Origin of the sequence: Psychrobacter pygoscelis, assembly GCF_004335015.1 — a bacterium.
Lineage (GTDB): Bacteria > Pseudomonadota > Gammaproteobacteria > Pseudomonadales > Moraxellaceae > Psychrobacter > Psychrobacter pygoscelis.
In genome coordinates this window covers 24176-48986 of sequence record NZ_RQRU01000001.1, presented here as the reverse complement: position 1 = coordinate 48986, position 24811 = coordinate 24176, and the positions used below count along the sequence as shown (strand labels likewise).

Annotated in this window: 16 protein-coding genes; 5 read left to right on the top strand and 11 right to left on the bottom strand. The window is 44.1% G+C overall.

What is annotated here, in order from left to right:
- The first annotated feature begins 562 nt into the window (after window positions 1-562).
- Complete coding sequence (locus EGV92_RS00165) at window positions 563-835, top strand: HU family DNA-binding protein (RefSeq protein WP_131667202.1); 273 nt, start codon at window positions 563-565, stop codon at window positions 833-835.
- 842 nt (window positions 836-1677) lie between these two features.
- Entirely contained in the window at window positions 1678-3552 is a 1875-nt protein-coding gene (locus EGV92_RS00160; protein ID WP_131667201.1) for a SurA N-terminal domain-containing protein, read from the top strand.
- A 203-nt stretch (window positions 3553-3755) separates the two neighbouring features.
- Here EGV92_RS00160 and purH read toward each other — a convergent pair whose 3' ends face one another.
- The 6 genes from purH to mrcB all read right to left on the bottom strand — a co-directional run bounded on the left by purH (window position 3756) and on the right by mrcB (window position 12683).
- The gene (gene purH, locus EGV92_RS00155; RefSeq protein WP_131667199.1) at window positions 3756-5336 is read right to left on the bottom strand and encodes a bifunctional phosphoribosylaminoimidazolecarboxamide formyltransferase/IMP cyclohydrolase; all 1581 of its coding nucleotides are present in this window, start codon (window positions 5334-5336) and stop codon (window positions 3756-3758) included.
- Window positions 5337-5719: 383 nt separating this feature from the next.
- Entirely contained in the window at window positions 5720-6019 is a 300-nt protein-coding gene (gene fis / locus EGV92_RS00150; protein ID WP_131668034.1) for a DNA-binding transcriptional regulator Fis, read from the bottom strand.
- A gap of 682 nt (window positions 6020-6701) precedes the next feature.
- The gene (locus EGV92_RS00145) at window positions 6702-7838 is read right to left on the bottom strand and encodes a DUF3426 domain-containing protein (RefSeq protein ID WP_131667197.1); all 1137 of its coding nucleotides are present in this window, start codon (window positions 7836-7838) and stop codon (window positions 6702-6704) included.
- A 156-nt stretch (window positions 7839-7994) separates the two neighbouring features.
- Window positions 7995-8945, bottom strand: coding sequence for a 50S ribosomal protein L11 methyltransferase (gene prmA / locus EGV92_RS00140; protein WP_131667196.1), 951 nt, complete (start codon window positions 8943-8945; stop codon window positions 7995-7997).
- 116 nt (window positions 8946-9061) lie between these two features.
- Entirely contained in the window at window positions 9062-10117 is a 1056-nt protein-coding gene (locus tag EGV92_RS14125; RefSeq protein WP_242678538.1) for a tetratricopeptide repeat protein, read from the bottom strand.
- A gap of 67 nt (window positions 10118-10184) precedes the next feature.
- On the bottom strand, window positions 10185-12683 hold the full coding sequence (mrcB, locus tag EGV92_RS00130; RefSeq protein WP_131667194.1) for a penicillin-binding protein 1B: 2499 nt from the start codon (window positions 12681-12683) through the stop codon (window positions 10185-10187).
- A gap of 504 nt (window positions 12684-13187) precedes the next feature.
- Between mrcB and EGV92_RS00125 the strand changes: the two genes are divergently transcribed.
- Window positions 13188-16064 carry a heavy metal translocating P-type ATPase gene (locus EGV92_RS00125; RefSeq protein ID WP_242678603.1) on the top strand — a complete coding sequence of 959 codons (2877 nt, stop codon included), beginning with the start codon at window positions 13188-13190 and terminating at the stop codon, window positions 16062-16064.
- Between the two features lie 146 nt (window positions 16065-16210).
- Here the strand turns inward: EGV92_RS00125 and EGV92_RS00120 are convergent, their stop codons facing one another.
- Entirely contained in the window at window positions 16211-16930 is a 720-nt protein-coding gene (locus EGV92_RS00120; RefSeq protein ID WP_131667192.1) for a Bax inhibitor-1/YccA family protein, read from the bottom strand.
- Between the two features lie 260 nt (window positions 16931-17190).
- On the opposite strand from EGV92_RS00120, the gene EGV92_RS00115 reads away from it, so the two are divergent.
- Complete coding sequence (locus tag EGV92_RS00115; protein WP_165525526.1) at window positions 17191-18207, top strand: NAD(+) kinase; 1017 nt, start codon at window positions 17191-17193, stop codon at window positions 18205-18207.
- A gap of 138 nt (window positions 18208-18345) precedes the next feature.
- A complete protein-coding gene (locus tag EGV92_RS00110) occupies window positions 18346-18657 on the top strand; it encodes a YeaC family protein (protein ID WP_131667190.1) in 312 nt (103 codons plus the stop codon).
- A gap of 235 nt (window positions 18658-18892) precedes the next feature.
- On the opposite strand, the gene EGV92_RS00105 is transcribed toward EGV92_RS00110, so the two are convergent.
- The 4 genes from EGV92_RS00105 to alaS form a co-directional block, all read right to left on the bottom strand.
- Window positions 18893-19267: a HopJ type III effector protein gene (locus tag EGV92_RS00105; protein ID WP_131667188.1), complete on the bottom strand. Its 375-nt coding sequence runs from the start codon at window positions 19265-19267 to the stop codon at window positions 18893-18895.
- Between the two features lie 137 nt (window positions 19268-19404).
- Window positions 19405-19650: a carbon storage regulator CsrA gene (csrA, locus tag EGV92_RS00100; protein ID WP_131667187.1), complete on the bottom strand. Its 246-nt coding sequence runs from the start codon at window positions 19648-19650 to the stop codon at window positions 19405-19407.
- Between the two features lie 535 nt (window positions 19651-20185).
- Window positions 20186-21472 carry an aspartate kinase gene (locus tag EGV92_RS00095; protein ID WP_131667185.1) on the bottom strand — a complete coding sequence of 429 codons (1287 nt, stop codon included), beginning with the start codon at window positions 21470-21472 and terminating at the stop codon, window positions 20186-20188.
- A gap of 250 nt (window positions 21473-21722) precedes the next feature.
- Window positions 21723-24398: an alanine--tRNA ligase gene (alaS, locus tag EGV92_RS00090; RefSeq protein ID WP_131667184.1), complete on the bottom strand. Its 2676-nt coding sequence runs from the start codon at window positions 24396-24398 to the stop codon at window positions 21723-21725.
- Between the last annotated feature and the right edge of the window lie 413 nt (window positions 24399-24811).

Here is a 24811-nt window from a genome sequence, read left to right as displayed (position 1 = left end):
GTATATTTAGTAAAAATTGCTCACAGTTACAGGAAATATGTAAAATCGCTTGCGCTCCGTCTAGCGCCTTGATATAACTGCCCTAACCCTATATTTGGTTAGTCATTTAGACACCCAATATTGATATAAAAGTTTGAGAAATCATAAAAGTTAATAAGTGAAAGTACTTATTAATTTTTTCTTCTCCTGTTGTTTTTATAGAAATAATGGGGTTAACTAGATGATACATCTAGGCATGTGTTGAGTAATATGTGTTTTATTTTAGCAGGTTAGCTACTTTTAATGGCCGAGCTGCAATGTTGCTTATGTGTTTTTATCCTTGAGATAAGAAGAGTAATATAGCGAATTCGCGCAAAATTGTAGTAGACTAGCACCTTATGTAGCTTTTACAGCTACTTTGTCTGCTAAGATAGGCAACGATTATCTCATACATGCCTGCCGTGGAAGGGCAATTATGTCTTAATCCTACGGTAATAGGTGTGTGTATTGCTTAAATCAAATTTGGGCGATACAATACCTAACGCAAACAATTATCATAGCCTCAACTTTTAAGGATACTTTTATGAATAAATCAGAATTGATTGACAATATTGCTGAAAAAAGCGGCCTAAATAAAACTCAAGCAGGCGACGCATTGAATGCTTTTATCGAGAGCGTTGGTGAAGCCCTTGAAAATGATGACAGCATCTCTTTGGTAGGCTTTGGTACTTTTAGCGTAAAAGACCGTAAAGCACGCACTGGTCGCAACCCTAAAACAGGTGAGCCACTTGAGATTCCAGCTAGCAAAGTGCCAAGCTTTAAAGCAGGTAAAAACCTTAAAGATCGTTTGAACTAAGATGACTATTAATTATTTTAAGAGTTAGCACAAATAGCGCTATTTATCTTAGAATAATGAAATCGGATAGTATTGGTCTAAATATTTTTGATAGTTTGATTAATAACCGTTCGATTTAAATAGTAAAAGATAGTTTTAAAAAGCACCTAATATTAGGTGCTTTTTTTTGTTTTTAGGGTATTTTTAATGTCAGTTTAGAGATAGAGTTTCATTACAGTCGCTTCTAAATAAAATAGAGTCGTTGAATTAAGTTGTAGAACTGGTATCGACATTTCTGGCTTGCTGCGGGTAACTGACAAAGGCTACAAAAAACTCACAGTACTGCTATATCGTTTTTATAATGCACTTACTACATAAGGGCGAAATTAACTTGTTATTTTATTACTGCTGTGTCAGTGAGCATAGATGTCTTAATAAGCGATTTGAGCGTGAAAACTTTGAGTCTTAGCAGGATTTGACGTATCATAGGACGTTTCATTTCCTGCTGTTTTATTCTGATTGAAGTAAATCCTCTCCATGACATAAGCTTGTGGGAATGAGTAAAGCGCATGCTGTTATATAGCGCCAGATGGTATTACTTTGTAGGGTGGTCTTTGTAGGGTAGTAGTGGGCAGATGGTGACATCTAATAAGTTTGAAAATAAGATGGACTATTGAGGTGTGGAAATATACTTATCGAATATAAGCTATAGGTAGCGGCTGCTATTTGCTTGTCGCTAGCTTACTTAAAGTTATTTAAGTTATTGGCTTATCTACTTGAGCGCCCATTTTATCAAGTGATACCACGCCGAAAGTCATAAACATTGCAAACGTATTTTAATTAAGGTTAAAGCAGAATTAACTATGGATAAATTGCGCGATTTTTTGAAAAGCTGGCCCGGACGCATTTTATTAATACTGTGCTTATCGCCTCTAGCATTACTCGGTATCGAAAGCTATCTGCAAGGTAGTGTCGATCCTAACGAGATTGCCCATATCGGTGATTCTAGTATCAGTATTAATGAGTATCAGACTGCCGTGAATGCCCGTCGCTCTGAGGTATTGGATCAGCTTCCAGATGCCAGTTTGCTAAATGAAGATGTCTTATACCAGCAGGTGTTAAAAGGTTTAATAGATCGCAAGTTGCTCGAGCAGCAGGCAGGCAAGCTTGGTATGACAGTCTCTGATGAGACCATCAATCGTCTGCTACGCGAAGAGGATATTTTTAAGGACGCGCAAGGTGAGTTCTCAAATGAGAAGTTTGCGACTTTTTTACGTCAGCGCGGTATGACCAAAGACCAACTTTTCGCTGAGTTCCGTAATCAGTTGAGCCTAGATCAACTAAATTCTAGTATCGTTGGTACGGCAATTTATCCTATGGCAGCAGTGAATAAACTGATCGATATCCAGTTAGAGAGTCGTCAAGTCTGGCTACATCGCATTAACTGGCAGGATTACGCCGATCAAGTGACAGTAACGCCCGAGGCGATCAAAGCATACTATGAAAGTCATAAAGATTCATTGAAAAGTAAAGCAATGGTGGATCTTGCTTATATCCAGCTAACGCCTCAAACTGTACAAGTTCCTGAAGTGACGGAAGAGGATATTCAGCAGCAGTATGCCGCCTATAAGCAAAGCTTAACTGCAGAGGATGACCGTGAGCTGGCCCAAATCCTAGTCACTGGTGCTGATGCCCAGCAACAAGCAGCAAAAATAAAGGCTGAGCTAGATCAAGGTGCTAACTTTGCACAGCTGGCTAAGCGATATTCTGAAGACCCAACAGGACAGCAGGGCGGTGCAATTGGCCGTTTTAACCCTTCAGTATTTGGTAATGATGCTGCCAATGTAGAAGCGGCGCTACAAGGATTAACAGTAGGAGAGGTCAGTCAACCTGTTAAGACCAGCTATGGCTATCAGATATTCACAGTGACAAAAGATAATAGCGCTGATGTGCCAAGTTTAGACAGTATGCGTGAGGAGTTAACGGCTAAAGCGGCTGCTTATAAACGTGAAGCGGCCTACGCTGATAAAATAACTGCTATTAATGACTTGGCTGCTGATGGCTTTAGTATGGAAGATATCGCTCAGCAAGAAGGTCTGCAAGTACGTAATATCAAAGACTATAGCAAAACTGATAACCAGTCGGTGCTATCACAGCCAGCGGTGATTAATCAAGCCTTTGACGACTTTACTATTCATGATCAAGCGGTTACGACGGGTATTGAAGTGGCAAATGGTACCGTTTGGGTCCAGCCTACTAACTATCGTCCAATTCAAACCCTTAGTCTTGATCAGGCGCGAAATAGTATCGCGCAACTACTACGCCAGCAAAAGGCAACTAAGTTGGCGCTAAACGACGCTAAAAAGATTGCTCAAACGATTAAAGTGCCTGCAGACATCAATAAGCAGTCAGTACCTTTTCAAGCATTGGGACAAGTCAATCGTCAGTCGCCGCAATTGAGCAATAAGGAGCGTAGTATAGCCTTTAGTGAGCCTGCTCCTAAAGATGGCGTGGTGGCTATCGCTATTGAGTCAGAGCAGGGCGCAAGTATTTTGGTCGCCGATGCGTTGCAGACCCAAAGCAAATCAGCCCTATCCGATGAGCAAAAAGCACAAACCGCGGCCATCATTCGTGATAACTTGGGTCAAGATCAGTTACAAGACTACCTTGAGTACCTACGAATGGTATATGATATAAAAATGAATGAGGCAAACTTAGCTGGCGCGCAAGGCCGCTAATACCACATTTAGCTCATCGTATAAAAAACCACCGCAACCATAGTTGCGGTGGTTTTTTTATAGAAAAATAGCATAAGGTATTAACTATAGACTTATATATTGAAGCTACGGCCGTATTTTAGCAAGTAGCCACGCTGGCTGTACCACTTCGTACTTCCTGCGTGAGCTACCCTAATACTAGCGCTACATGACTTTATAATAGCTTAGTGTCTAAAATGACGCATTCCTGTGAATACCATTGCTATACCATGCTCATCAGCAGCGGCAATAGTCTCTTCATCACGGACAGAGCCGCCAGGTTGAATAATCGCTTTGATACCTACTTGTGCAGCATTGTCAATGCCATCACGGAAGGGGAAGAAGGCATCAGATGCCATGACCGCCCCTTGAGTAGTTAAGCTGGCATGCTCGGCTTTGATAGCTGCGATTCGAGCAGAGTTGACTCGGCTCATCTGACCTGCACCAATACCGATTGTGCGCTTGTCTTTACCATAGACAATGGCGTTAGATTTCACGTATTTTGCAACTGTCCAAGTAAACAATAAGTCCTCAAGCTGAGATTGGCTAGGTGCGACTTTAGTGACGATTTTTAACTCATCGGCACTGATACTGCCCAAGTCTTGCTGTTGAACTAGCAGGCCACCTTCAATGCGCTTATAGTCCCACTGCGCTTGGCGTTCACTTGGTTTTGGCAGATCACCGCAAGTCAACACTCGGACATTTTTCTTTTTCGCGGTAATCTCTAGAACGCCAGCTTCTACGCTTGGAGCAATGATGACTTCGACAAATTGATTGTCAACGATCGCTTTGGCAGCGGCTTGAGTTAATGGTCGATTAAAGGCAATAATACCGCCAAAGGATGACTCAGGATCGGTACTAAAGGCTGTCTGATAGGCCTTGACTTGATCAGCATCAATAGCTACGCCACATGGATTGGCATGCTTGACAATGACACAAGCTGGTGCATCAAATGATTTGACACACTCAAGAGCGGCATCAGTATCGGCGATATTGTTATAAGACAGCGCTTTACCTTGGTGCTGCGTCGCTGTGGCAATAGAAGCTTGAGCTTGATGAAGGGGATGGTTTTCGACATAAAACGCTGCTTGCTGATGTGGGTTTTCCCCGTAGCGCAGGTCTTGAGATTTGCTAAATTGAAGATTTAAAGTTCGGGCAAATGGCTCAGGTTCTTCGACGTTATCAAGACGCTGACCCAAAAAGTTAGCAATCATACCATCATATTGGGCAGTATGTTCAAAAGCTTTCACCGCTAGATCGTAACGTAGCTTAGCAGGTAGACTGCCTTCAGATTTAAGCGCTGCTAAGACGCGGTCATAGTCCGCTGTGTCAGTAACAATACCAACATGGGCATGGTTTTTGGCCGCAGAGCGAACCATCGTGGGACCACCAATGTCGATATTTTCAATCGCATCGCTCATAGTGACTTCTGGATTAGCAATGGTCTTCGCAAAAGGATATAAATTAACCACGACCAAATCTATACGTTGAATGCCATGCTCATTCATAATATCGTCATCAACGCCGCGGCGTCCTAAAATCCCACCATGAATTTTAGGATGTAGAGTCTTGACTCGGCCATCCATCATCTCAGCAAAGTTGGTGTAATCTGAAACCTCAGTAACTGCAATATTATGCTCTTGTAATAGTTTAAATGTACCGCCCGTAGAAAGAAGCGCGAAACCTGAATTAATCAGGCCTTGAGCAAACTCAGTCAATCCTGATTTGTCAGAGACAGATAATAGGGCATAAGGTTGGTAAGACATAGTTAGCTTCCAAATAAAAAAGGGATATAGTAACGGATTAATGATTTGAATTACAATTTTAGTGTCAGTGATATCAGCGATTGTCTATGACTAAAAGTTTAGGGCGTGTCCTTATGTATCAAAACTCACGTTAATGGGCTTAAAACAGCTATATTTCTGTCAGTCTTTGCAAATTTGTAGACAATATACTCATATTCTCTGTAAAACTTGCTTTGACTGACAAAGATCTATCTTATTTTAAGCCTCGTGAGCTAATTGAGGAAATGCCCTAGGCTCATAGCTAGAATTTACTGAATCAAAGCGATCGTCAATGCTACTTTTACGCTGTAGCTACGCCAAAAGTGGCAACAAGTTGACGAGACACTTTCGCTTTTAATAAGCGGCTAGAGTAGATGATAGGTTTTTAGTTTGGTTCGCAGAGTGCCACGATTGAGACCAAGAATCTTGGCGCATTTTGACTGATTGCCCTGAGTGTATTCTAGGACCACAGTCAGTAACGGCTTTTCAACTTCACTTAAGATGAGCTCATATAGATTTGATGACGCTTCACCATCTAAGGCAGCAAAATACTGCCGAACTGCATGCTCAACGTGCCCACTTAATGGCAGTGATGCACAAGCATCGCTAGGGTTATCTTCAGCTACTTCAAGCGTCGCCTTAGAAGGGCGCTGATTAGCTGACATCAGATCAACAGCAGCACCATTTAACATGAGACTTACATCACTACTTAAGTCTTTTGTAGCATCGCCATTAGGACTCGTACCAGTATTTTCGCATTCAATAGTATTTGTGCTATCAGGAATATAAGTATTGCGCTGATAAGCGATATCGAAGTAATTGATGAGTTCTGCTGAGTCTTCAAAGTAGGTCGTTTGGGCAAATAGACGCCCAGCGTTGCTGGAGTCATCGCTACCCGTAACGCAGGTAACGGTGGAGCTAGGGCAGAGTAAAGCGGGAGTATGAGTCATGAAATGGTCTTACGATCATTAAAAACAGTAAAGATATAAACTGTGGGCTGCAATAATTATAAATAGAAGAAAACAAAAAGTGTTCAACTGAAACCAGTTTAGCTGTAGCGAGCTATTCTAACTAAGTACCATCTAAAGCCTTGCAAAGTTTATAAATAGACCACTAGCCGTATGGTAACGAGTAACAGCTCGGTCATGATAAGCTCAGCTTATTAACTTAAATCTAATTAGGTAAAGATAAGGCTATAATAACAAACCTCGATGAATAATGTACTGCTATATGACAGGCTGTGCCCTTAAATCCTTATCTACCCTTAAAATAGATGCCGAATCAGTCGATAAGCATAGTCGATAAAAAGTTAACTGATATTCAATAATAGCAAAACACCATAAATCATTAGTAAAAAGGTGTCATTTCTATTTCCGTAATAGAAGAGGACTTAATCGGTAATGTAAACATCAGCTGCTGAGAATGATTGGCCAGTATTAAACGCTGCGTAGGTATTAAATATTCATCAGGGCTGGCAATAAAGTCACCGATTAAGCCAGACTGACCATATAAGCTTACTTTTATATTAGGAAATAACTGATCTTCATCGTTATGGTTGATTAAAGTCGCCATAATATCACTATGCGTGCCTGCATCACTGATACGGCTGGCACTGTGCTTGATATCGGCAACGTCAAATTTATCGATATCTGCGCCTGGTAGAGTACATTGAGCCATCTGACAAAACGACGTTAATTTGCTTGCATACCTAGGATCTTTTATTAATGAATCAATGTTAAAAATAACGTATTGAGCGATTAAAAGTAGCGCTAAGCTTGCACAACCTAATCCCCATAGCAATCGGCCGACTACAGAGCGCTGCTCTGTCTTAGTACGAGCTGAATGAGATGTTTGCTCGCTTTGCAATCGCGAGTTAATTTTAGCCAGTACTTCTTCTTTAGATTTGGTCGTCGGCTCGGCAATAGGAACGCCAAAGTCAGAAAGTAGTTTACCTAGACCTTCATCATCATGAACTGAAGAGGTGGTATCTATTTGGGAAACAGTAGTAGCTGAATCGTTGAGTAGATTGGTTGATGCTGAGTATTCAGCGTCTTTATCAGAGCTAAAAGTATGACTTTCTGTCTGCCTAGCTTTGCTGATGCTATCAGTATCAGCTTCATGTGGGTTAGAGTTATGAGCCAGTGAATAATCATGAGGATTAACTGCATCACCTTCAATATGAGCCTCATGAGAATCGCTATCTTCTGATAAAGAGCTATAGTTATTGAGCCATTCGTTTGTGGATGCTTCGTTCATCAAGTCTTTTGACTGCGAGGCGGCGACTGACTGAATAGATGATGGGCGCTCATCACTAGCGACTGTATCAACAGCCGCTTTGGAGGGGGAGGGACAGAGGTTTTTATTAATAAAAAAAACGTGAAAGCAGTGATGACAGCATGCCCTAGCATTTGGATTATTGATGGCTTTTAAGGGTAGCTTATATTGTGCACTGCATTCAGGACACTGAGTCTTCTGTTGAGGCATGGGCTAATTTCCATTTATACGCGCTAGTATGATTCAATCCTGAAATTGCTATAAGTTACTATAATATATTCAATAATATCAATTAGTTATCCTAACATAAGTTGTGAAATATCGCTACCCTATAATCACTATCCTACACCCACTACCCTGTAGTGATTACCCTATATAAGTCCCTGCCAATCGAACCCAATGCTTGTCCTCTTGTTGGGTAAACTTATGCTGGTCCGCTAATTGGAAATAGGGCTTGTAAGCGTCTATAACTTCTTCAATCTGCGAATCAATCAAGCCTGCTAATACGATCTTACCATCGGCTTTAATAAGGGTCGCAAAATAAGGCGCCAACTCCATCAGTGGCTTGGCCAAAATATTCGCCACAATCATATCGACAGGCAGTACATCATGCTGATCGCAGTAGTGCTTAAACTCATGCGGTAGAAAGGTACGAAGACGGTCATCGACTTTGTTGCGTTCAGCATTTTGTTTGGTAGCCAATACAGCTTGAGGATCAATATCGACAGACAGTACCTGCTCTGCGCCCAATAAAAGAGCGGCTATACCTAATATACCTGAGCCACAACCATAGTCAATCACCATCTTGCCGGCTAGTGGCTGCTCTGTCAGCCAATCTAAACATAATCGAGTAGTAGCGTGATAACCGGTACCAAAGGCCAGACCAGGATCCATAATAATATTGGTAGCATCAGAGTCAGGCGGCGTCAACCACTTAGGAACGATCCAAAGATTATTGGCACAGGGAATCGGCTGATAGTGACTCATCCATTCGCGCTCCCAATCCTTGTCTTCAAGTGCTGTTAACCAAACTCGACTGGCATGAACTTGTGTGGCAATCTCTTGACCTAAGGCCTCAAAGTCGGAGGTTGCTGACTCTGACATGGTTGAGCTGTCTGTACCACTGTCTGCTAGCTGAAATATTGCCGTTAGCACCACCTCATCCCATAGTGGCGACTCACCCGGTAGCGGCTCAAATAAGGGCTGGTCACCGGCATCTTCAAGAACAATAGAGACTGCTCCAGACTCTAAAAATAGCGCCTCAGCAAGATCAACCTGAGATTTTTCGCATTGTAAGTGGATTTGTTGCCAAGCCATTAGGGCTCCTTAATAAGTTTTGAGGTTAAATTTTTATATATGAAATTAGATTGCTGAGTGCGTGTATTCAAAGCCGGCTGCTAGCGGGGCAGATAAAAATAGTTCACAACTACTAACTAGCGCAATGCTCGAGTGGCTTCACTAATCACCTTAGAGTTGCCTTGCATCTGGCCTGAGCGTAGTATCAGCTGCCATAAAGCGCGGCGCCGACCAGCATCTTGTGCGACGACTAAGCCTCTTCGGGCCATCGCCTCTGCCTTGCGCGGCTGGTTCTTTTTAATGGCAACTTGACTTAGATAGTAGTAAACCGCTGAAGATTTAGGCGCCAATCTTTGTGCACGAGTGAAGCTGCTTTGTGCTTCGGTTAAACGGTTGGCTTTTAGAGCATTAGTACCGCGCTGCATCAGCTGACGAAACGCTGGTAGGTTATTACCTCTGCTAGCGGGTAGCGGCTGAGCGTTATAGCTACGACCACTGTTTTGCCGAGCGCGCTCTAGTAAAGCTGCGCGCGCAGACTTAACTGATGCTGAAGGCGCTACTACAGCTGGGATAGATGGCGTGGTAGTCGGTTGTTGCGAGCTTGATGGTGAGCTCGATAGCGGGTTTGCTGGAGAGCTAGCAGTTTCAGAGGGCGTTATGGAAGCGTTTGATTCATTTGTGCCAAAAGGGATAGAGTGGTTACTAACGCTAGGAGCAGGCTCAGGATAGTTGCTCTCCTGAGCAGTAGGAGTCTGGGTTAGCGGATTGCGCTCTATAGGTGCTGGATCGATATTGTGGTCAGCAGCAGCTGCTACGGGCTGGCGCTTGTCATTGGTCGAGACACTAGGCTCAATAATAGTCCTTGGCTGTGGCTGCGATAATTCGTTTGGCGCATCTGTGATAGTGGGTTCAATACTTACATGCTCAGTATAAGTCTCTGGCTGAGTAGGTGAGTTATTAGTCCTAGAGGCTATAGTCGGTGTGGCTGCTGGGGCTACTGTCGTCTGGTTAGTCGTTGGTACTGAATTACACGCTGTCAGCCCAGCCAAGCAAGTGCCCACCATCAATAATCCTAAACGGTGACTATTCATTATTAGACCAGTTTTTAGTTTGGTTCTTAAACCAGTAGATTGGTTGTAGCAATGAACAGAACGTGTGGCATAACTTAATGGCGGCAATGACTGTAACCTCATAATATATCCTCAATATAGATAATGCGTAACGACGTGAATGGCATGGTTTTATGACGCTTATAATCCGTTAAAACCATTCACGGGCTTTGTCATACCAAGTCTCTGTGGCTGATTCTGATTCAGCGCCAGAATCCTCATCAGAGCTTTGAGGTACCACTGCTTCCTCGGAATTCTCTTCGTCTTTAGGAATGACACGCCGATTAGGGATAGGTAAGCCTTCTTGGCGACGTTGACGCATCTGCGCCTGCTGGTCTTGAAGCCACCGATGTTGAAGTCGCGCTTGTTCTTGCTCGTAGATATCAATAGCGCAGCGACTGGCTTCTTCGGGTAAATATTTAGACATCACTGGCAGGTAGCGGGCGTTCGGGCACTTCTCATTCGACAGCTTTCCTGAGTTATTCTCTAACCATAGCCACTCGATCCCTTCTGGCTCAGGCATCACTACAGGGGTAAGCTTTAAGCGCTTCATGTAGTCAATCCATACCGGTAAGGCTCCGCTACCGCCGCTAAGACCGATGGGCTTATTATCATCACGACCGACCCAGACTACGCTCACGTAATTGCCACTATAACCTGCAAACCAAGCATCACGGTAATCATTGGTCGTTCCTGTTTTACCCGCTAAATTCAGATTACTACCCAGAGTCTGTGCACGTTTTGCTGTACCTGATTTCACCACTTGCTGCAAAGCATAGTTGGTCATAAAGTTAGCTTCAGGTGGAATGCTACGCTCGGTATTTAGCCCCGAGCGCTGTAATATCCGGCCGCGATCATCGACGACAGAGCGGATGCTATGGATAGGAGTACGAAAGCCGCCAGTTGCGAAGACTTGATAGACGCCGAGCATGTCCATAGGACTAAGATTGACCGAGCCTAATAGTACAGAAGGATAAGCAGGAATCTCTTCTTTGACACCCATTCGGCGTAGCTGGGTAATAAAGGTACTAACGCCAAACTCATTGCCTAAGCGCACCGCACTTTGGTTATAGGAGTTGGCAAGCGCCGTCGTCAAGGGTACATATCCGTGGTCACGACCATCATAGTTGCGCGGTGTCCATTTGCTACCATCGCTTAGATTGATCGTAACAGGGGAGTCATCCACGGAGCTGGCAAGATTGTAGCGGCCACTTTCAAGGGCGGTCATATAGATAACAGGCTTTAATAATGAGCCGACTTGTCGCTTAGCATCTACCGCGCGGTTAAAGCCAGTAAAGGTGCTACCACTACCGACCACAGCGACCAACTCGCCAGTTTCGGGATTGGCACTAACCAAAGCACCTTCTAAACTTTTAGCCTTGGCACTGCGTTTGCGCAGTTCAGAGAGCTTCTTATCGACTGCCTTATCCGCTGCCATCTGGGCAATAGGATCAAGGGTACTAATAATTTTTAACCCTTCGTTTTTGAGATCATCAGCATAATAGACTGCATTAAGCTCACGTTTGACGATATCTAAAAAGTCGGGAAAACGGCTCTTACCCACGCTAGGTTTATCAATAACTTTTAAGGGCTGAGCAATAGCTTTGTCATAGTCCTCTTGGGACAGTTTACCCATTGCCTTCATGTTACCCAGTACTACATTACGGCGCTGAAGCGCATTATCTGGATAGCGACGAGGGTTATAGACACTAGGCCCTTTGGCGATACCGACGAGAAAAGCCTGTTGATCTGTACGCAGCTCGCTTAAAGGCTGATTGAAATAAAACTGTGAAGCGAGTCCAAAGCCATTGATTGAGCGCTTACCATTTTGACCCAGATAGATTTCGTTTAGATAGGCCTGTAAGATTTCATCTTTGCTATAATGCAGCTCTAGCAAAACGGCCATGAGCGCTTCATTGACCTTGCGTTTTAAGGTGCGATCAGAGTTTAGATAAAAGTTTTTGATCAACTGCTGGGTGATGGTAGAGCCACCTTGCATGGAACGGCCAGAGAAGTTATTAACAATGGCACGGGCGATACCACGTACCGAGATGCCTTTATGCTCATAAAAGCTGCGGTCTTCAGTAGCAATCAAGGCGTCAATAAGTGGTTGTGGAATCTCTGATAGCGCGGTGACAATTCGATCCTCATTATTATCGGGATAGATACCACCGATACCTACAGGCTCTAATCGGATAATCCCCGATTCACTAGGCACTGTACTCTGAATGTTTTGAATTTTATTGCCATTAATCGTCAGTTTAATGACTTGTTCTTTATCCAAATCCCCCGCACTATAGCTAAATCCACGGGTATGAATGAAATAGGTGTTATTCTTTTTGGCATAAGTCCCTGTGCGCTCATAGTTACTATCGCTTCGATAATTTAACAGCTCAAGCCATGAGTCAAGCGTAGACTTATCAACGTTTGCGCCTTGATACAGCTCAAGCGGCTGTGAATATACCTTAGCGGGGATATCCCAGCGTTTACCCTCAAACTTATTGGTAATCGTTCGATCAAGCTTAAGTAAGTATAGGGTTAATAAAACTAAGGCAACGATGATAATAACTAATATCAATACGCCCATGACCAGACCACGCTGGGAATGGGGTGAGGAAAGTCGCTGAGTTGAGACACGTGAATTGGGCATATATTTTCTTTGCACGGAGGCGATACCAATCTAAAAAACTGACTCATGATGACGTAAATTGACGAATTTTTCAATCCATCATTATGGAATGCTTGTGAAATCAAGAGTAGGTCGCCGCTGGTGTTATAATAATCGTCACCGCGACTCTGGCTTCTTTTTTTATCGGCTCATCAGTCCTTATTATATATAGATAAGATAGGGGTTATATTTCGCCTATCTTCATTGTTTATTACTGTAATAGGTTATTTGTTATTGTAATAAATAGCCCTAATTAAGAGTCATCGAATATTCAATGCCAGATTTTAATCATAAAGCTAAGGCCAAGGTCTATAAAGCCGTATAGTTAACTTACAGTACTTAACTTATTGTATTTAAAATAGATCTTTTAGATCACTGTCCTTAGATAAGGTAGCCCCTGTGCAAGACAGTCAATTTCTCGATAACAATGATCCAAAAACCACTAAAGCCACTGATAAAGATATCGGTAGTGGCTTTGACAGTAGTATAGATGTCCTCAGTACTACCTTAGACGATGCCTCAGTCTTAGATGGTGGCTTAGTGCTGCCACCAGCAGGCCATTGTTTTCATTGTGGAGATCCAGTACCCAGTCCGCCCTTCTTTAGTGAGATATTGGGGGCGAGGCGTGAGATGTGCTGTCTTGGCTGCCAACTGGCATCGCAAAGTATTGTTGAAGCAGGGTTAGAGCAGTATTATCTAGATCGCTCGGAGATTAATAGAACGGCAAGCTTACCGGCTGAGCTAAGCCGACTACAAGCTTACGATCACGATGAAATCAAAGCGCAATTTGTCTATCAACAAGAAGGAAAGTCCGTCGCTGAGCTGTCTGTTAATAACTTGCGCTGTGCAGCGTGTACTTGGTTGATTGAGTCGCGACTTTATGAGCTTGAAGGGGTCAGTCAGTGTCAGGTCAATCTGACCAATCAGCGTATGCGGGTGATCTGGGATGAGGCTAAATTGCCCATCAGTCAGATACTGGCCACCGTAGGCGAGATAGGCTATGACGCCAAGCCCTATAGACAAGATACTCATGAAGCGATGCTGGCACGGCACAATAAAAAAATGATGCTCCGTTTAGGTATCGCTGCATTGGGGGCAATGCAGTCAATGATGTTTGCCGTGGCTCTATATTTTGGCGAATATGGTGAGATGTTAATCAATCAGCGCGACTTTTTGCGCTGGGTATCGCTATTTGTGAGTGTGCCAGTGTTCTTTTATGCTGGCGTGCCATTTTTTACCTCAGCATGGTCAGCGATTCGCGCTCGACAAGTCAATATGGATGTGCCAGTCAGTATTGCCCTTGTCGTCACTTTCTTTGCAAGTTTGTACGCCACCATTACTGGCGATGGTCATACCTATTATGACTCAGTCAGTATGTTTATCTTCTTCTTACTGGCAGGACGCTATATCGAGCACAATGCTCGCTTAAAGGCCGCTTCGATGGCGAATGATTTGGTGGTCATTGAGCCAGTATTGGTGCCAAAGCTTGCTCACGATGATACTGCTGCAAGCAATATATTAGCAATCTTAGATTCAGCGCAAAACCAGTCTTTGTTCCTGCACAGTGAGCTTCCTGATACGCTAAAAGTACAGACCTCTAAGATAGCCGCTTCGCTTCTCAAGACTCATGTGCTAGATAAGACCGATAAAGCAGATATTGCTAATACTATACCTGATAATGCGTCCGCTGAGCATGACCCAGCAAAACAGATGATTACCGCTCAGAGCTTACAAGTCGGTGATGTCGTGATGATTGCGGCAGGTAGTGAAGTCATAAGTGATGGGATTTTACTTAGCGAGTCGGCTACAGTATCGCAAAGCCTGCTCACGGGTGAAGGGGAGCTAATCGTTAAGCAGCAAGGTGACTATGTCGTTGGTGGCTCTCAGAATGACAGTCAGCCATTCTATATGTTGGTGACAGCACTGGCTCAAGACAGTCAGATTGGACTCATCGATCGCCTTATGAACCGAGCGATGAGTGAAAAACCCAAAATCGCGCAAAAGGCCGATGAGTTGGCGCGCTGGTTCGTAGCACGCATATTAGTACTGTCTGTCTTGGTATTTGTGGGTTGGTATTTAATAGATCCTAGCCAAGCTATATGGGCTACGGTAGCAGTCTTGGTTGCTACGTGTCCTTGCGCGCTATCCTTAGCCACGCCAATTGCCCTGACTGTTGCGACTAATAGGCTGGCAAGCTACGGCTTTTTGACCACTCGAGGTCACACCTTGCAGACATTGGCTGAGATTACTCACGTCGCCTTTGACAAGACAGGGACGCTAACTTACGGTAAGCCTAATCTATTGAATATTGAGGTACTATCAGGCCCTGACGCTAACAAGCAAGTAACTAACTTTGGTCAAAATAAAAAGGGGCAGGAGGTAACGCCTCTAACATCAAAGACCAGTGCTGATGAACTATTGGCGATTGCGGCTGCGCTTGAGGTCGGTAGTCGCCATCCAGTCGCACACGCCTTGCTAACGGCAGCATATCAGATGCATCTTCCCAAGTGCTCAGAGCAGATAAATTATCCTGCTGGCGGCGTTGAGGCAGTGGTGACAACTGAGCGAGGCAGTCAGCGTTATCGCATCGGTCATTACGAATTTGCAGTGCCCCAAGATGGCGCTGAGGATAATAATGAGATAGGGCGGCCAAGCTTACAACGTCATCGAGCCAGCTCAGCTGTGGTACTCTCCATCGAAATAACCTCTGAGCAGTCTGCTGCGGCATACGAGGGAAGCGTCTATAACGAGGATGCTCAATCAGTAAAGCTAGACGGTGTAGAAGACAGCCATGCAACATCAAAATGGCAGCCGCTAGCCTTCTTCTACTTTAATGATAGTGTGCGTAGTGAAGCCAAAGCGCTTATAGATCAATTAAAAAGTAGCGGTATTTGTCCCGTCATGCTGACAGGAGATCCAAGCCCACAAGCATTGGTGCTGGCTTCAGAATTAGGTATTGATGATGCTTATCATGGCCTATCTCCTAAAGATAAAGTCACTCATATCCAAAGCTTACAAGCTAAAGGCGCTAGGGTACTAATGGTAGGAGATGGTATCAATGATGCCCCCGTACTCGCTGCAGCCGACGTCTCCTCCTCGATAGCTGGTGCGGCAGATTTAGCTCAAGTCTCAAGTGATAGTGTGATTCTAAACGGACAGATAGCTGCGATAGGCGACGCCAAAAGGATAGCGGATAAGAGTCATCAAATTATCAAGCAAAACTTCGCTTGGGCACTTATTTATAATGGCGTCGTACTGATACCAGCAATTCTAGGCTATGTCCCACCTTGGCTGGCGGCAATAGGGATGTCATTTAGCTCATTGCTAGTGGTCTTGAATGCGTTACGGCTAAAACGCAGTTAGAGCTCTACCCTAAATAGCGGTATGTGACATCCTTATCTTACTATTTATTGTTTTATCATAAATAAAAAAACCGCCTCAATTGAGGCGGTTTTTAATAGCTCTCTAAGCAGTTATCAACTAAATAGCTATCAATAAGTTAGCAAAATTTAGTCTTGAAGATAGCTTAGCAGACGCATAAATTCGATATACATCCAAACTAAGGTAGCAAGAATACCAATACTAAACAGCCATTCGTAGTCTTCTGAGATACCCATTGCCACACCGCGCTCAACATTGTCAAAGTCTAATAACAAGCTAAAAGAGGCAATCACCACCACAAATAAGCTAAAACCAATAGCAATCATACCGCCATCAAATAAGAAGGGTAGACTAGAGCCAAAAGCGATAAAGCCCCACTGAACGAGGTACAAAATCATGATGGCGAATATAGCTGACATCATGATAGAGCGGAACTTCTCAGTAACTTTGATGACGCCGGAGCGATACATACCCAACATGACAGCAGCAGTCACAAAGGTAGCGCACAGTGCTGTAACGGGAACACTTGGGTACATTCTCATAAAAAACAGTGAGATACCGCCTAAAAATACACCTTCAAGAAGGGCATAAGGTACGGCCAAGGTTTTGGCTTTTTGCGGTTTAAAGGTGATGAAAATCGCCAAACCAAAGGCAGCAAACATACTGCCGAAAGCAGCGATAGTGATAAAACCTCTAGATAAGCCAGCCGCTAGCGCGTAAAAGAAGAAGCCTAACCCAGTAATGGCAGACAGACCCAGTAATATACTGGTCTTTTGCACCACACCTTTGACGGTCATAGGATTAGCGCCAACCGCAAGCTCAGCACGACTGACAATAGGGTTTGCCATAATAGTGTCCTTAACTTAATAAATAGATTAAACATAGAAGTTAACGATACTCTAGCAAATCAGGGTTGATTGTCAACTAAGTTTGCGTATCTATAAATAGCGAGTTAGGCTTAGCAAATATAGATGACAATGTTTTAACAATTGGCGTAATGTGAAGCCACTCAGTAGGATAAATACAATCTTAAACAAAATCTGCTAGTCTAAATGTGCAAATCTCGTTATCATTGACGCGCATTTTAGGAGAAATTCCGAGCCCCAGTATGGAAGAAAACTCAGTGCAGTCAGAACGACTACCGCACCTACATACCTCAGAGCTATTTAAAAATATCAAAAACCCTGCGTTTCGCCGAATAGGTCTTATGGGCCGCGCAGGCAAGCGTACTGTCACCAGTACTCTAGTGCAGATTGCCCAGACTATTCATGAGATGGGTATATCGCTCATTATGGATATAAGGACAGCGAATCTTCCCACACTAGATCTGAGTGAGCTGTCACAAGTTCAGGTCGTTAAACGCAGCCTTATCGGTGAGATCTGTGATTTGGTCATCGTGGTGGGAGGCGATGGTTCAATACTACATGCTGCTGAAGCATTAGCGCGATACCGTGTTCCGGTATTGGGTGTCAATCGAGGTCGTCTTGGCTTTTTGGCAGATGTCAATCCGCATGAAGCCGCTTTTAAGTTACGTCAAGTGCTAATGGGAGATTATCAGCTGGATCACCGTTTTTTATTAACGATGGAGATCCGAGAAGGTCGGCGAGTCATTTATGAAGATATGGCCTTAAACGATGTGGTTCTGCACGCCGGTAAGTCGGTGCATATGATCGATTTTCAAATGAAAATCGATGGTCAAGATGTCTACCGCCAGCATAGCGATGGTCTTATTGCTGCCACACCTACCGGCTCTACCGCTTACGCACTCTCTGGTGGTGGACCGATTATTCATCCTAGTATGGATGCGATATGTCTGGTACCTATGCATCCGCACACACTATCGAGTCGACCAATCGTTGTCAGTGGCAATAGTGAAGTGACCTTGCAAATTCACGAAGACAATCGTACTCAGCCTATGGTTAGTGCCGATGGCAAGCCTAGCGTGCCGATTGAGCAAAATCAGCGGCTATATATCCGCAAGCACCCCGATAAGCTGACTTTGTTGCATCCGCCGGGCTTTGATTTTTATGAAGCCTGCCGCACTAAGCTGCACTGGAATGTCCATGCTGAAGAATTTAGCTTGGATGCCGACTGTGATGACAGTGACGATAGCGAAGATTTATAATTAACAGCCTTCTAAACAGTTCACCGGCCTGATTTCAATGGTCACTGCCACCTTAATAGTAGAATACGCCAGTAGGGTGAGCCAGTAGTTATGAAAGTAGAGCAGCCCTTAAATCCAACTCAACCAAACGGATGACGCATGGACAAACAAACTATTTTAGCCAGTTTAACTCCAGAAATTGTTGAAAAATTTCGCTTGGCGATTGAGCTAGGTAAATGGCCGGATGGTCGTAAGCTTAGTGATGAGCAGCGCCAGACTTGTATGCAAGCAGTCATGGTATGGGAGCACGAGCATCTACCGCCTACCGAGCGTACCGGCTATATTCATAAACCTGTCAAAGAAGATGGCACCGTAGAAGGTGAGGCTTGTGACATTGAGCACGAGCATCATTATCCCAATATGCCCAATCCTAAAGGCGCGATTCAACCGGTTAAGTTTCGGGACAGTTAGTCATTGAAAGCTTTTTTATCCATGTGTGAAGTTAGCTTTGGATAATCAAGCTAACTATTGAATAGTGGATGACTAGAAAGGCAAATAGGCAGTCGATTAGACTGCTACGCTCGCCATAATGAAAAAAGCCACGATTATCGTGGCTTTTTTGGTAATTAAAGTAGCTGATGCCTAAAAGTAACTACCATGCGTACTCAGCAGTAACACTCAACCCTTTAACAATCCATAAGGGTTATTAAATAGAGGTTGTGTCTACATTAGGCCGCGGAGTTAATGGATTTTTTTCCATCAAAAAGGCTTGCCAGCCCCAATGTAAAAAATTACGAATATTAGCATGATCCGTACCATTTGGCGTGGCAACCACTTGTTGGTAATGCTCACCAAATAAGCGCAGTGTATCCAGCTGACTTAAGCCATGATGCTTAGCAAAGCCAAAAATTTTGGCGCTGCCTTCGTTCTCACCTGGGGCATTATGGAGCAACCCATTAACAAAGGGTACTGGGGTATAGCGGTAGTAATCGTCAATAAAACTAATGACGTCGTTAAAACCTATGGCTTTTTTGTTCAGACCATTTAATAAAGCAGAAACATCAGATTGACGGATACTCATAATCTAACACCTTAAATCCACTATTAAAACATTAAGCGAATAAAGTAGTACCATGCTGACAAATTATCCTGCTCACCCATAGAATTTGAGCAAAGATACACGGCAGCTTAGCTATTCACTATATTAAGTGCTATAAATCAACGATTAAAGTAATCTTCATCATCAAATGATGTATTAAAATTACCTTGCTCTAAATGCTGCATGTGCGACTGAACCGAACGCTCATGTTGAATGCGTTGATATATCTCTTCACGATGCACAGCAATCTCTTTAGGAGCGTTGACGCCCAATCTTACTTGATTACCTTTAACGCCTAACACCGTTACACTAACTTCATCGCCAATCATTAATGTTTCGCCAACCCTGCGTGTCAAAATCAACATGCGTCACACTCCTTATGTCGCACTAATAACTTATAAATCATTAGATCACTTCTCAATTATAAAAAACCTAGAGACGCGTGAATTGCCACTGCAACAATCAGTAAAAATGAGTTGGTAATCACGCGATCTAGAAGAATGAAAGTTCATTCGCCCAAATGACAGTCTATTATAAGTGTCATAATCAGTACTGTCACGGCTTTTAACAAAACTAATCGTACGCAGAAGGTAGGTATCTACTAATAACATAAAGGATTTTTATTGGAACTAAATGATCCACCAAGACTATAAACCTCAGTTTATAAGTGATGTTTAGTATTTAGCTGGATTAACAATCTGATTAAATAAAGCTTCAAAGGAAGCAATCAGGGTAAGACAGGCTAGGGATGACCACGTAAGCTGCTCAAAACTGGCAGCCAATAAAAAGGCGCTAGAATCTATTGATTCTAACGCCTACTGTAAAACTGGCCAAGAAACTAACGAGTTACTTTGTGAAATATAGACAATGAGCTGTTAATATTTGCAGAATAAAGGCGCGTTACACTCCTGCTACTTTGCTAGCACCGTCTTGACGGTCCAAGCCAAAGGCCGTGTGTAGGAATTTAACAGCTTTTTCAAGATGTTGCTCTTGGATAAGGACTGAGACTTTGATTTCGCTGGTAGAGATCATCTGAATATTGATGTTGTTTTCAGCTAAAGTCTGGAACATAAGGCTCGCTACACCAGCGTGTGAGCGCATACCCACACCGACGAGTGATATCTTGACCACATTGTCATTACCAATCACTTCTTTAGCATTAATCTCGTCTTTGACTTCATTATTTAACACTGCAAGGGCTTTATCTAAGTCTGGACGGTTGACCGTAAAGCTAAAGTCTGTCGTGCCATTGGTCGAGATATTTTGAACAATCATATCCACTTCGATATTGGCGTTACCGATAGGGCTTAAGATAGCGGAGGCAATGCCTGGATGATCAGGAACACCGCGTACGACTACTTTGGCTTCATCACGGTTAAAGGCGATCCCTGAGATAATAGCTTGTTCCATGTTGTCTCCTTCATCAATAGTTATTAGCGTACCGACATTTTGTTTGAAGTGCTCATCAAAGCTGCCATCATTTGACTCATCAAAGCTGGACAACACACGTAAGGGCACTTGATACTTACCTGCAAACTCTACAGAGCGAATCTGCAGTACCTTTGAACCAAGGCTGGCCATCTCTAGCATTTCTTCAAAAGTGATTTTGCTGAGCTTTTTGGCCTTTGGTGTGACGCGAGGATCAGTCGTGTAGACCCCATCTACGTCAGTATAAATCTGGCACTCATCCGCCCCTAAAGCTGCGGCTAGCGCCACCCCAGTAGTGTCTGAACCGCCGCGGCCAAGGGTGGTGATATTACCTTCTTCATCTACCCCTTGAAAGCCTGCCACAATGACCACATTACCCGCGTCTAACTGCGCTCGAATCTTCTGATCGTCAATACTTTGAATACGGGCCTTGTTAAATGAGGTATCTGTCTTAATAGCGACTTGACCACCAGTGAAGGAGCGAGCGCCGATACCCAGATCTTTGATAGCCATCGCTAATAGCGAGATAGAGACTTGCTCGCCAGTTGATACCATCTGATCATATTCACGAGGATCAGGCTGAGAGCTAATCTGACGGGCAAGATCAATCAAGCGATTGGTCTCACCGCTCATCGCTGAGACTACAACGACGATTTGATGCCCATTTTCATGCCAGCGCTTGACCCGCTTGGCGACATTTTTGATACGGTCAATGCTACCCATAGAGGTGCCACCGTACTTCTGCACTATTAATGCCATAACTATATCCATTTATCAAAAGGGACGACGTTGGCTAATCGAGTGACTATCTTGTCGCTACAACCAACGTTTCCACCAAAAATTTCAGCCATCCTTTATATCATAATCGGTGCGTAAGTTTAAGCACTTAGCGCGCCTATAATCATGGTATTTGGTTATATCTTATATAATAAAAGATATAACCAAAGCCAAAACTAACGTACTTACCAAAATGTTTGCTCAAGGATAGGGCTATTATCACTGCTTTTGGCTATTTGTCCAATTGTGACTCAAGCCAAGTAGGTAGTGAGCTGAGGACGGTATTGAAGTTATCCGGCTTCGCCGCTCCGCCTTGAGCATAGTCGGGCTTGCCACCCCCTTTACCGCCAAGCTCACCTGCTAAATGGCGAATAATATCACCAGCCTTGATGGTGGATGTCAACGACTTAGCCACGCTAGCTGCTAATGCTAACTGACCGTCTTTATCACCAATTAGCACGATTATAGTATCGGGCAGTTTGGATTTGATATCGTCCATTAAGGCACGAATAGACTTGCCGTCAATACCTGCCACGTGGCTGATTAGAACTTGATGACCAGCTATGGTCTGGGTGTCATTGACAATACTAGCGGCTTGGCTACTGGCGAGCTTTTGACCAAGTCGTTCGATCTCTTTTTCTAGCTCGCGCTGCTTATCCGCTAGAGTCTGGACTCGCTCCGCAATCTCAGGACGTTTGGCTTTGAGCTGCGCCGCTATGGTGGTTAACTGGCGGTCACCTTGCTGGATGTATTTAAGCGCGCCCATACCGGTAACGGCCTCAATACGACGAACACCGGCTGCGATGCCAGACTCGCTAATAATCTTAAAGATACCAATATCACCCGTACGCTCGACATGAAGGCCGCCACAAAGCTCGATAGAGAAGGGTATCTCAATGCCATCTTTAACCGTACTAGTCCCCATGGTCAGAACTCGGACTTCATCTCCATATTTCTCACCGAATAGGGCCATTGCACCTTTTTTCATCGCCTCATCGATACTCATGTGCTCGATTCGGGCAGCAACGTTGGCTTGAATCTGCTCATTAACGATGCGTTCAATCTTAGCAAGCTGTTGCGGTGTTACAGGCTCATCGTAAGAGAAGTCGAAGCGCAGGACTTCGCTTGATACCAGCGAGCCCTTTTGATTGACTTTATCACCGAGCTCTTGACGTAGGGCGGCATGGAGTAAGTGGGTCGCTGAGTGATTCTTGGCACTAGCGGCACGAAGGTCCGAGGTCACCTGAGCATGAGCACTTTGGTTGGTGTGAATCTCACCCATACTGACCACGCCGTGGTGAATGATGCTGTGCCCTGACTTTTTGGTGTCTTGAACACTAAAAACACCAGAGTCGGTACGGATTTCACCATTTTCACCCACTTGACCGCCGCCCTCAGCATAAAATGGGGTACGATCTAATACTAAGACGCCAGCATTGCCTTCCGTAAGCGTGTCGCTGGCTTTCCCTTCTTCATAAATAGCCAAAATAGTCACGTCGCTGTCATCATGCTTATCATAACCAATAAACTCAGTAGGCGTATCGATCTGAATCACACTACTATAATCGACATCAAACTGACCTGCAGCGCGTGCGCGTAGGCGCTGCTCCTGCATGTGTTCCTCAAAGCTGGCTTCATCAATACGGATACCACGCTCCCGTGAGATATCAGCAGTTAAATCAACTGGGAAGCCATAAGTATCATAGAGCTTAAAGGCGGTCTCACCGGACAACACGTCACCAGATTGCAGGGCATCAAGCTCTCCTGATAGCAGGCGTAGACCTTGGGCTAAGGTCTTGGCGAACTGTGACTCTTCTTTTTCGATAGCCGACTCAATAGCTGATTGCTTTTCGATAAGGTCTGGGTAAGCTTCGCCCATCTCTTTTACCAAAGGAGTGACCATTTTGTAAAAAAACGCAGAGTCTGCGCCCAGCTTATTGCCATGACGAACGGCGCGGCGAATGATGCGGCGTAGCACATAGCCGCGGCCCTCATTACTAGGCAGCACACCATCGGCAATTAAGAAACACACAGCTCGGATATGATCAGCAATCACTTTTAGGGAGGCTTGTTGTGTATTTTCGATACCGAGTATCTCGGCAGCAGCGTCCATTAAATTGACAAAAATATCAATCTCATAGTTGCCATGTACCCCTTGTAAGATGGCACTGATTCGCTCAAGTCCCATACCAGTATCGACGCTAGGCGCTGGTAGTGGCTCTAGGCTGCCATCCTTTTGGCGATTAAACTGCATAAAGACGCAGTTCCAAATCTCAATAAAGCGGTCGCCGTCTTCTTCAGGAGTACCAGGTAAGCCGCCTTCGATATCCGCACCATGATCGTAGAATACTTCGGTGCAAGGCCCACAAGGTCCTGTATCGCCCATTGTCCAGAAGTTATCAGAAGCATAAGGCGCACCCTTATTATCACCGATACGGATAATACGCTCGCTATCTAGCCCAATATCATTGTGCCAGATATCAAAGGCCTCTTCGTCGGTCTCATAAATGGTCACATACAGGCGCTCTTTATCCAGTGCTAGCCAGTCCTCGGACGTTAGAAACTCCCAAACGAAAGGAATAGCATCTTTTTTGAAGTAATCGCCAAAGGAGAAGTTACCTAGCATCTCAAAAAAAGTATGGTGTCTTGCGGTATAGCCGACATTATCTAAGTCATTGTGCTTGCCGCCAGCACGGACACATTTTTGTGATGAGACCGCTCGATGATAGCCGCGATCTTCAAGCCCCAAAAAGCAGTCTTTAAATTGGTTCATTCCTGCATTGGTAAACAGTAGCGTTGGATCATTGTGCGGGATTAGGCTTGATGAAGGCACATGGGTGTGCTGCTTGCTCTTAAAAAAATTAATAAATGCCTGGCGAATGTCGGCTGAGCGAAATGGTCGGCTCACTGTGGCTCCTTAATAATGCATTATGAAATGAATAGAGGGTATGATTAATACATCATACTGATTTATGGGTCATTCGATTATGAGTTTAAATGCGCAATTTTAGCACAGTTGCCCCTTTGATGGGCGCTGTCATCAAGCACAGCGCTATTGGCAATAGCAATGAATGGCATCGGTTATTTTAATTAATTATAGAGCGACTTTAGATATTTTATAGATAGGGCTAAAGGGCTTCGCTAATCAATAGCCAATTAATTGACGACGAAATATTTTAGGATTATTGGTATTCACAGACTATCCTAGTGAGTCGATTGTAAATATCCCACACAGACACGGCGAGATAGCTACGTGGCCTTAGTCTCTAGAGTCTAGCCAATAACCTACATTAATATCACTGCCGTGATGCGACAATGCTT

Excerpts from the sequence above, each read along its gene's own strand:
- EGV92_RS00165 (WP_131667202.1), top strand. The coding sequence starts at position 563 with ATGAATAAATCAGAATTGATTGACAATATTGCTGAAAAAAGCGGCCTA.
- EGV92_RS00160 (WP_131667201.1), top strand. The coding sequence starts at position 1,678 with ATGGATAAATTGCGCGATTTTTTGAAAAGCTGGCCCGGACGCATTTTA.
- purH (WP_131667199.1), bottom strand. The coding sequence starts at position 5,336 with ATGTCTTACCAACCTTATGCCCTATTATCTGTCTCTGACAAATCAGGA.
- fis (WP_131668034.1), bottom strand. The coding sequence starts at position 6,019 with ATGTCAGCTAATCAGCGCCCTTCTAAGGCGACGCTTGAAGTAGCTGAA.
- EGV92_RS00145 (WP_131667197.1), bottom strand. The coding sequence starts at position 7,838 with ATGCCTCAACAGAAGACTCAGTGTCCTGAATGCAGTGCACAATATAAG.
- prmA (WP_131667196.1), bottom strand. The coding sequence starts at position 8,945 with ATGGCTTGGCAACAAATCCACTTACAATGCGAAAAATCTCAGGTTGAT.
- EGV92_RS14125 (WP_242678538.1), bottom strand. The coding sequence starts at position 10,117 with ATGAGGTTACAGTCATTGCCGCCATTAAGTTATGCCACACGTTCTGTT.
- mrcB (WP_131667194.1), bottom strand. The coding sequence starts at position 12,683 with ATGCCCAATTCACGTGTCTCAACTCAGCGACTTTCCTCACCCCATTCC.
- EGV92_RS00120 (WP_131667192.1), bottom strand. The coding sequence starts at position 16,930 with ATGGCAAACCCTATTGTCAGTCGTGCTGAGCTTGCGGTTGGCGCTAAT.
- EGV92_RS00115 (WP_165525526.1), top strand. The coding sequence starts at position 17,191 with ATGGAAGAAAACTCAGTGCAGTCAGAACGACTACCGCACCTACATACC.
- EGV92_RS00110 (WP_131667190.1), top strand. The coding sequence starts at position 18,346 with ATGGACAAACAAACTATTTTAGCCAGTTTAACTCCAGAAATTGTTGAA.
- EGV92_RS00105 (WP_131667188.1), bottom strand. The coding sequence starts at position 19,267 with ATGAGTATCCGTCAATCTGATGTTTCTGCTTTATTAAATGGTCTGAAC.
- csrA (WP_131667187.1), bottom strand. The coding sequence starts at position 19,650 with ATGTTGATTTTGACACGCAGGGTTGGCGAAACATTAATGATTGGCGAT.
- EGV92_RS00095 (WP_131667185.1), bottom strand. The coding sequence starts at position 21,472 with ATGGCATTAATAGTGCAGAAGTACGGTGGCACCTCTATGGGTAGCATT.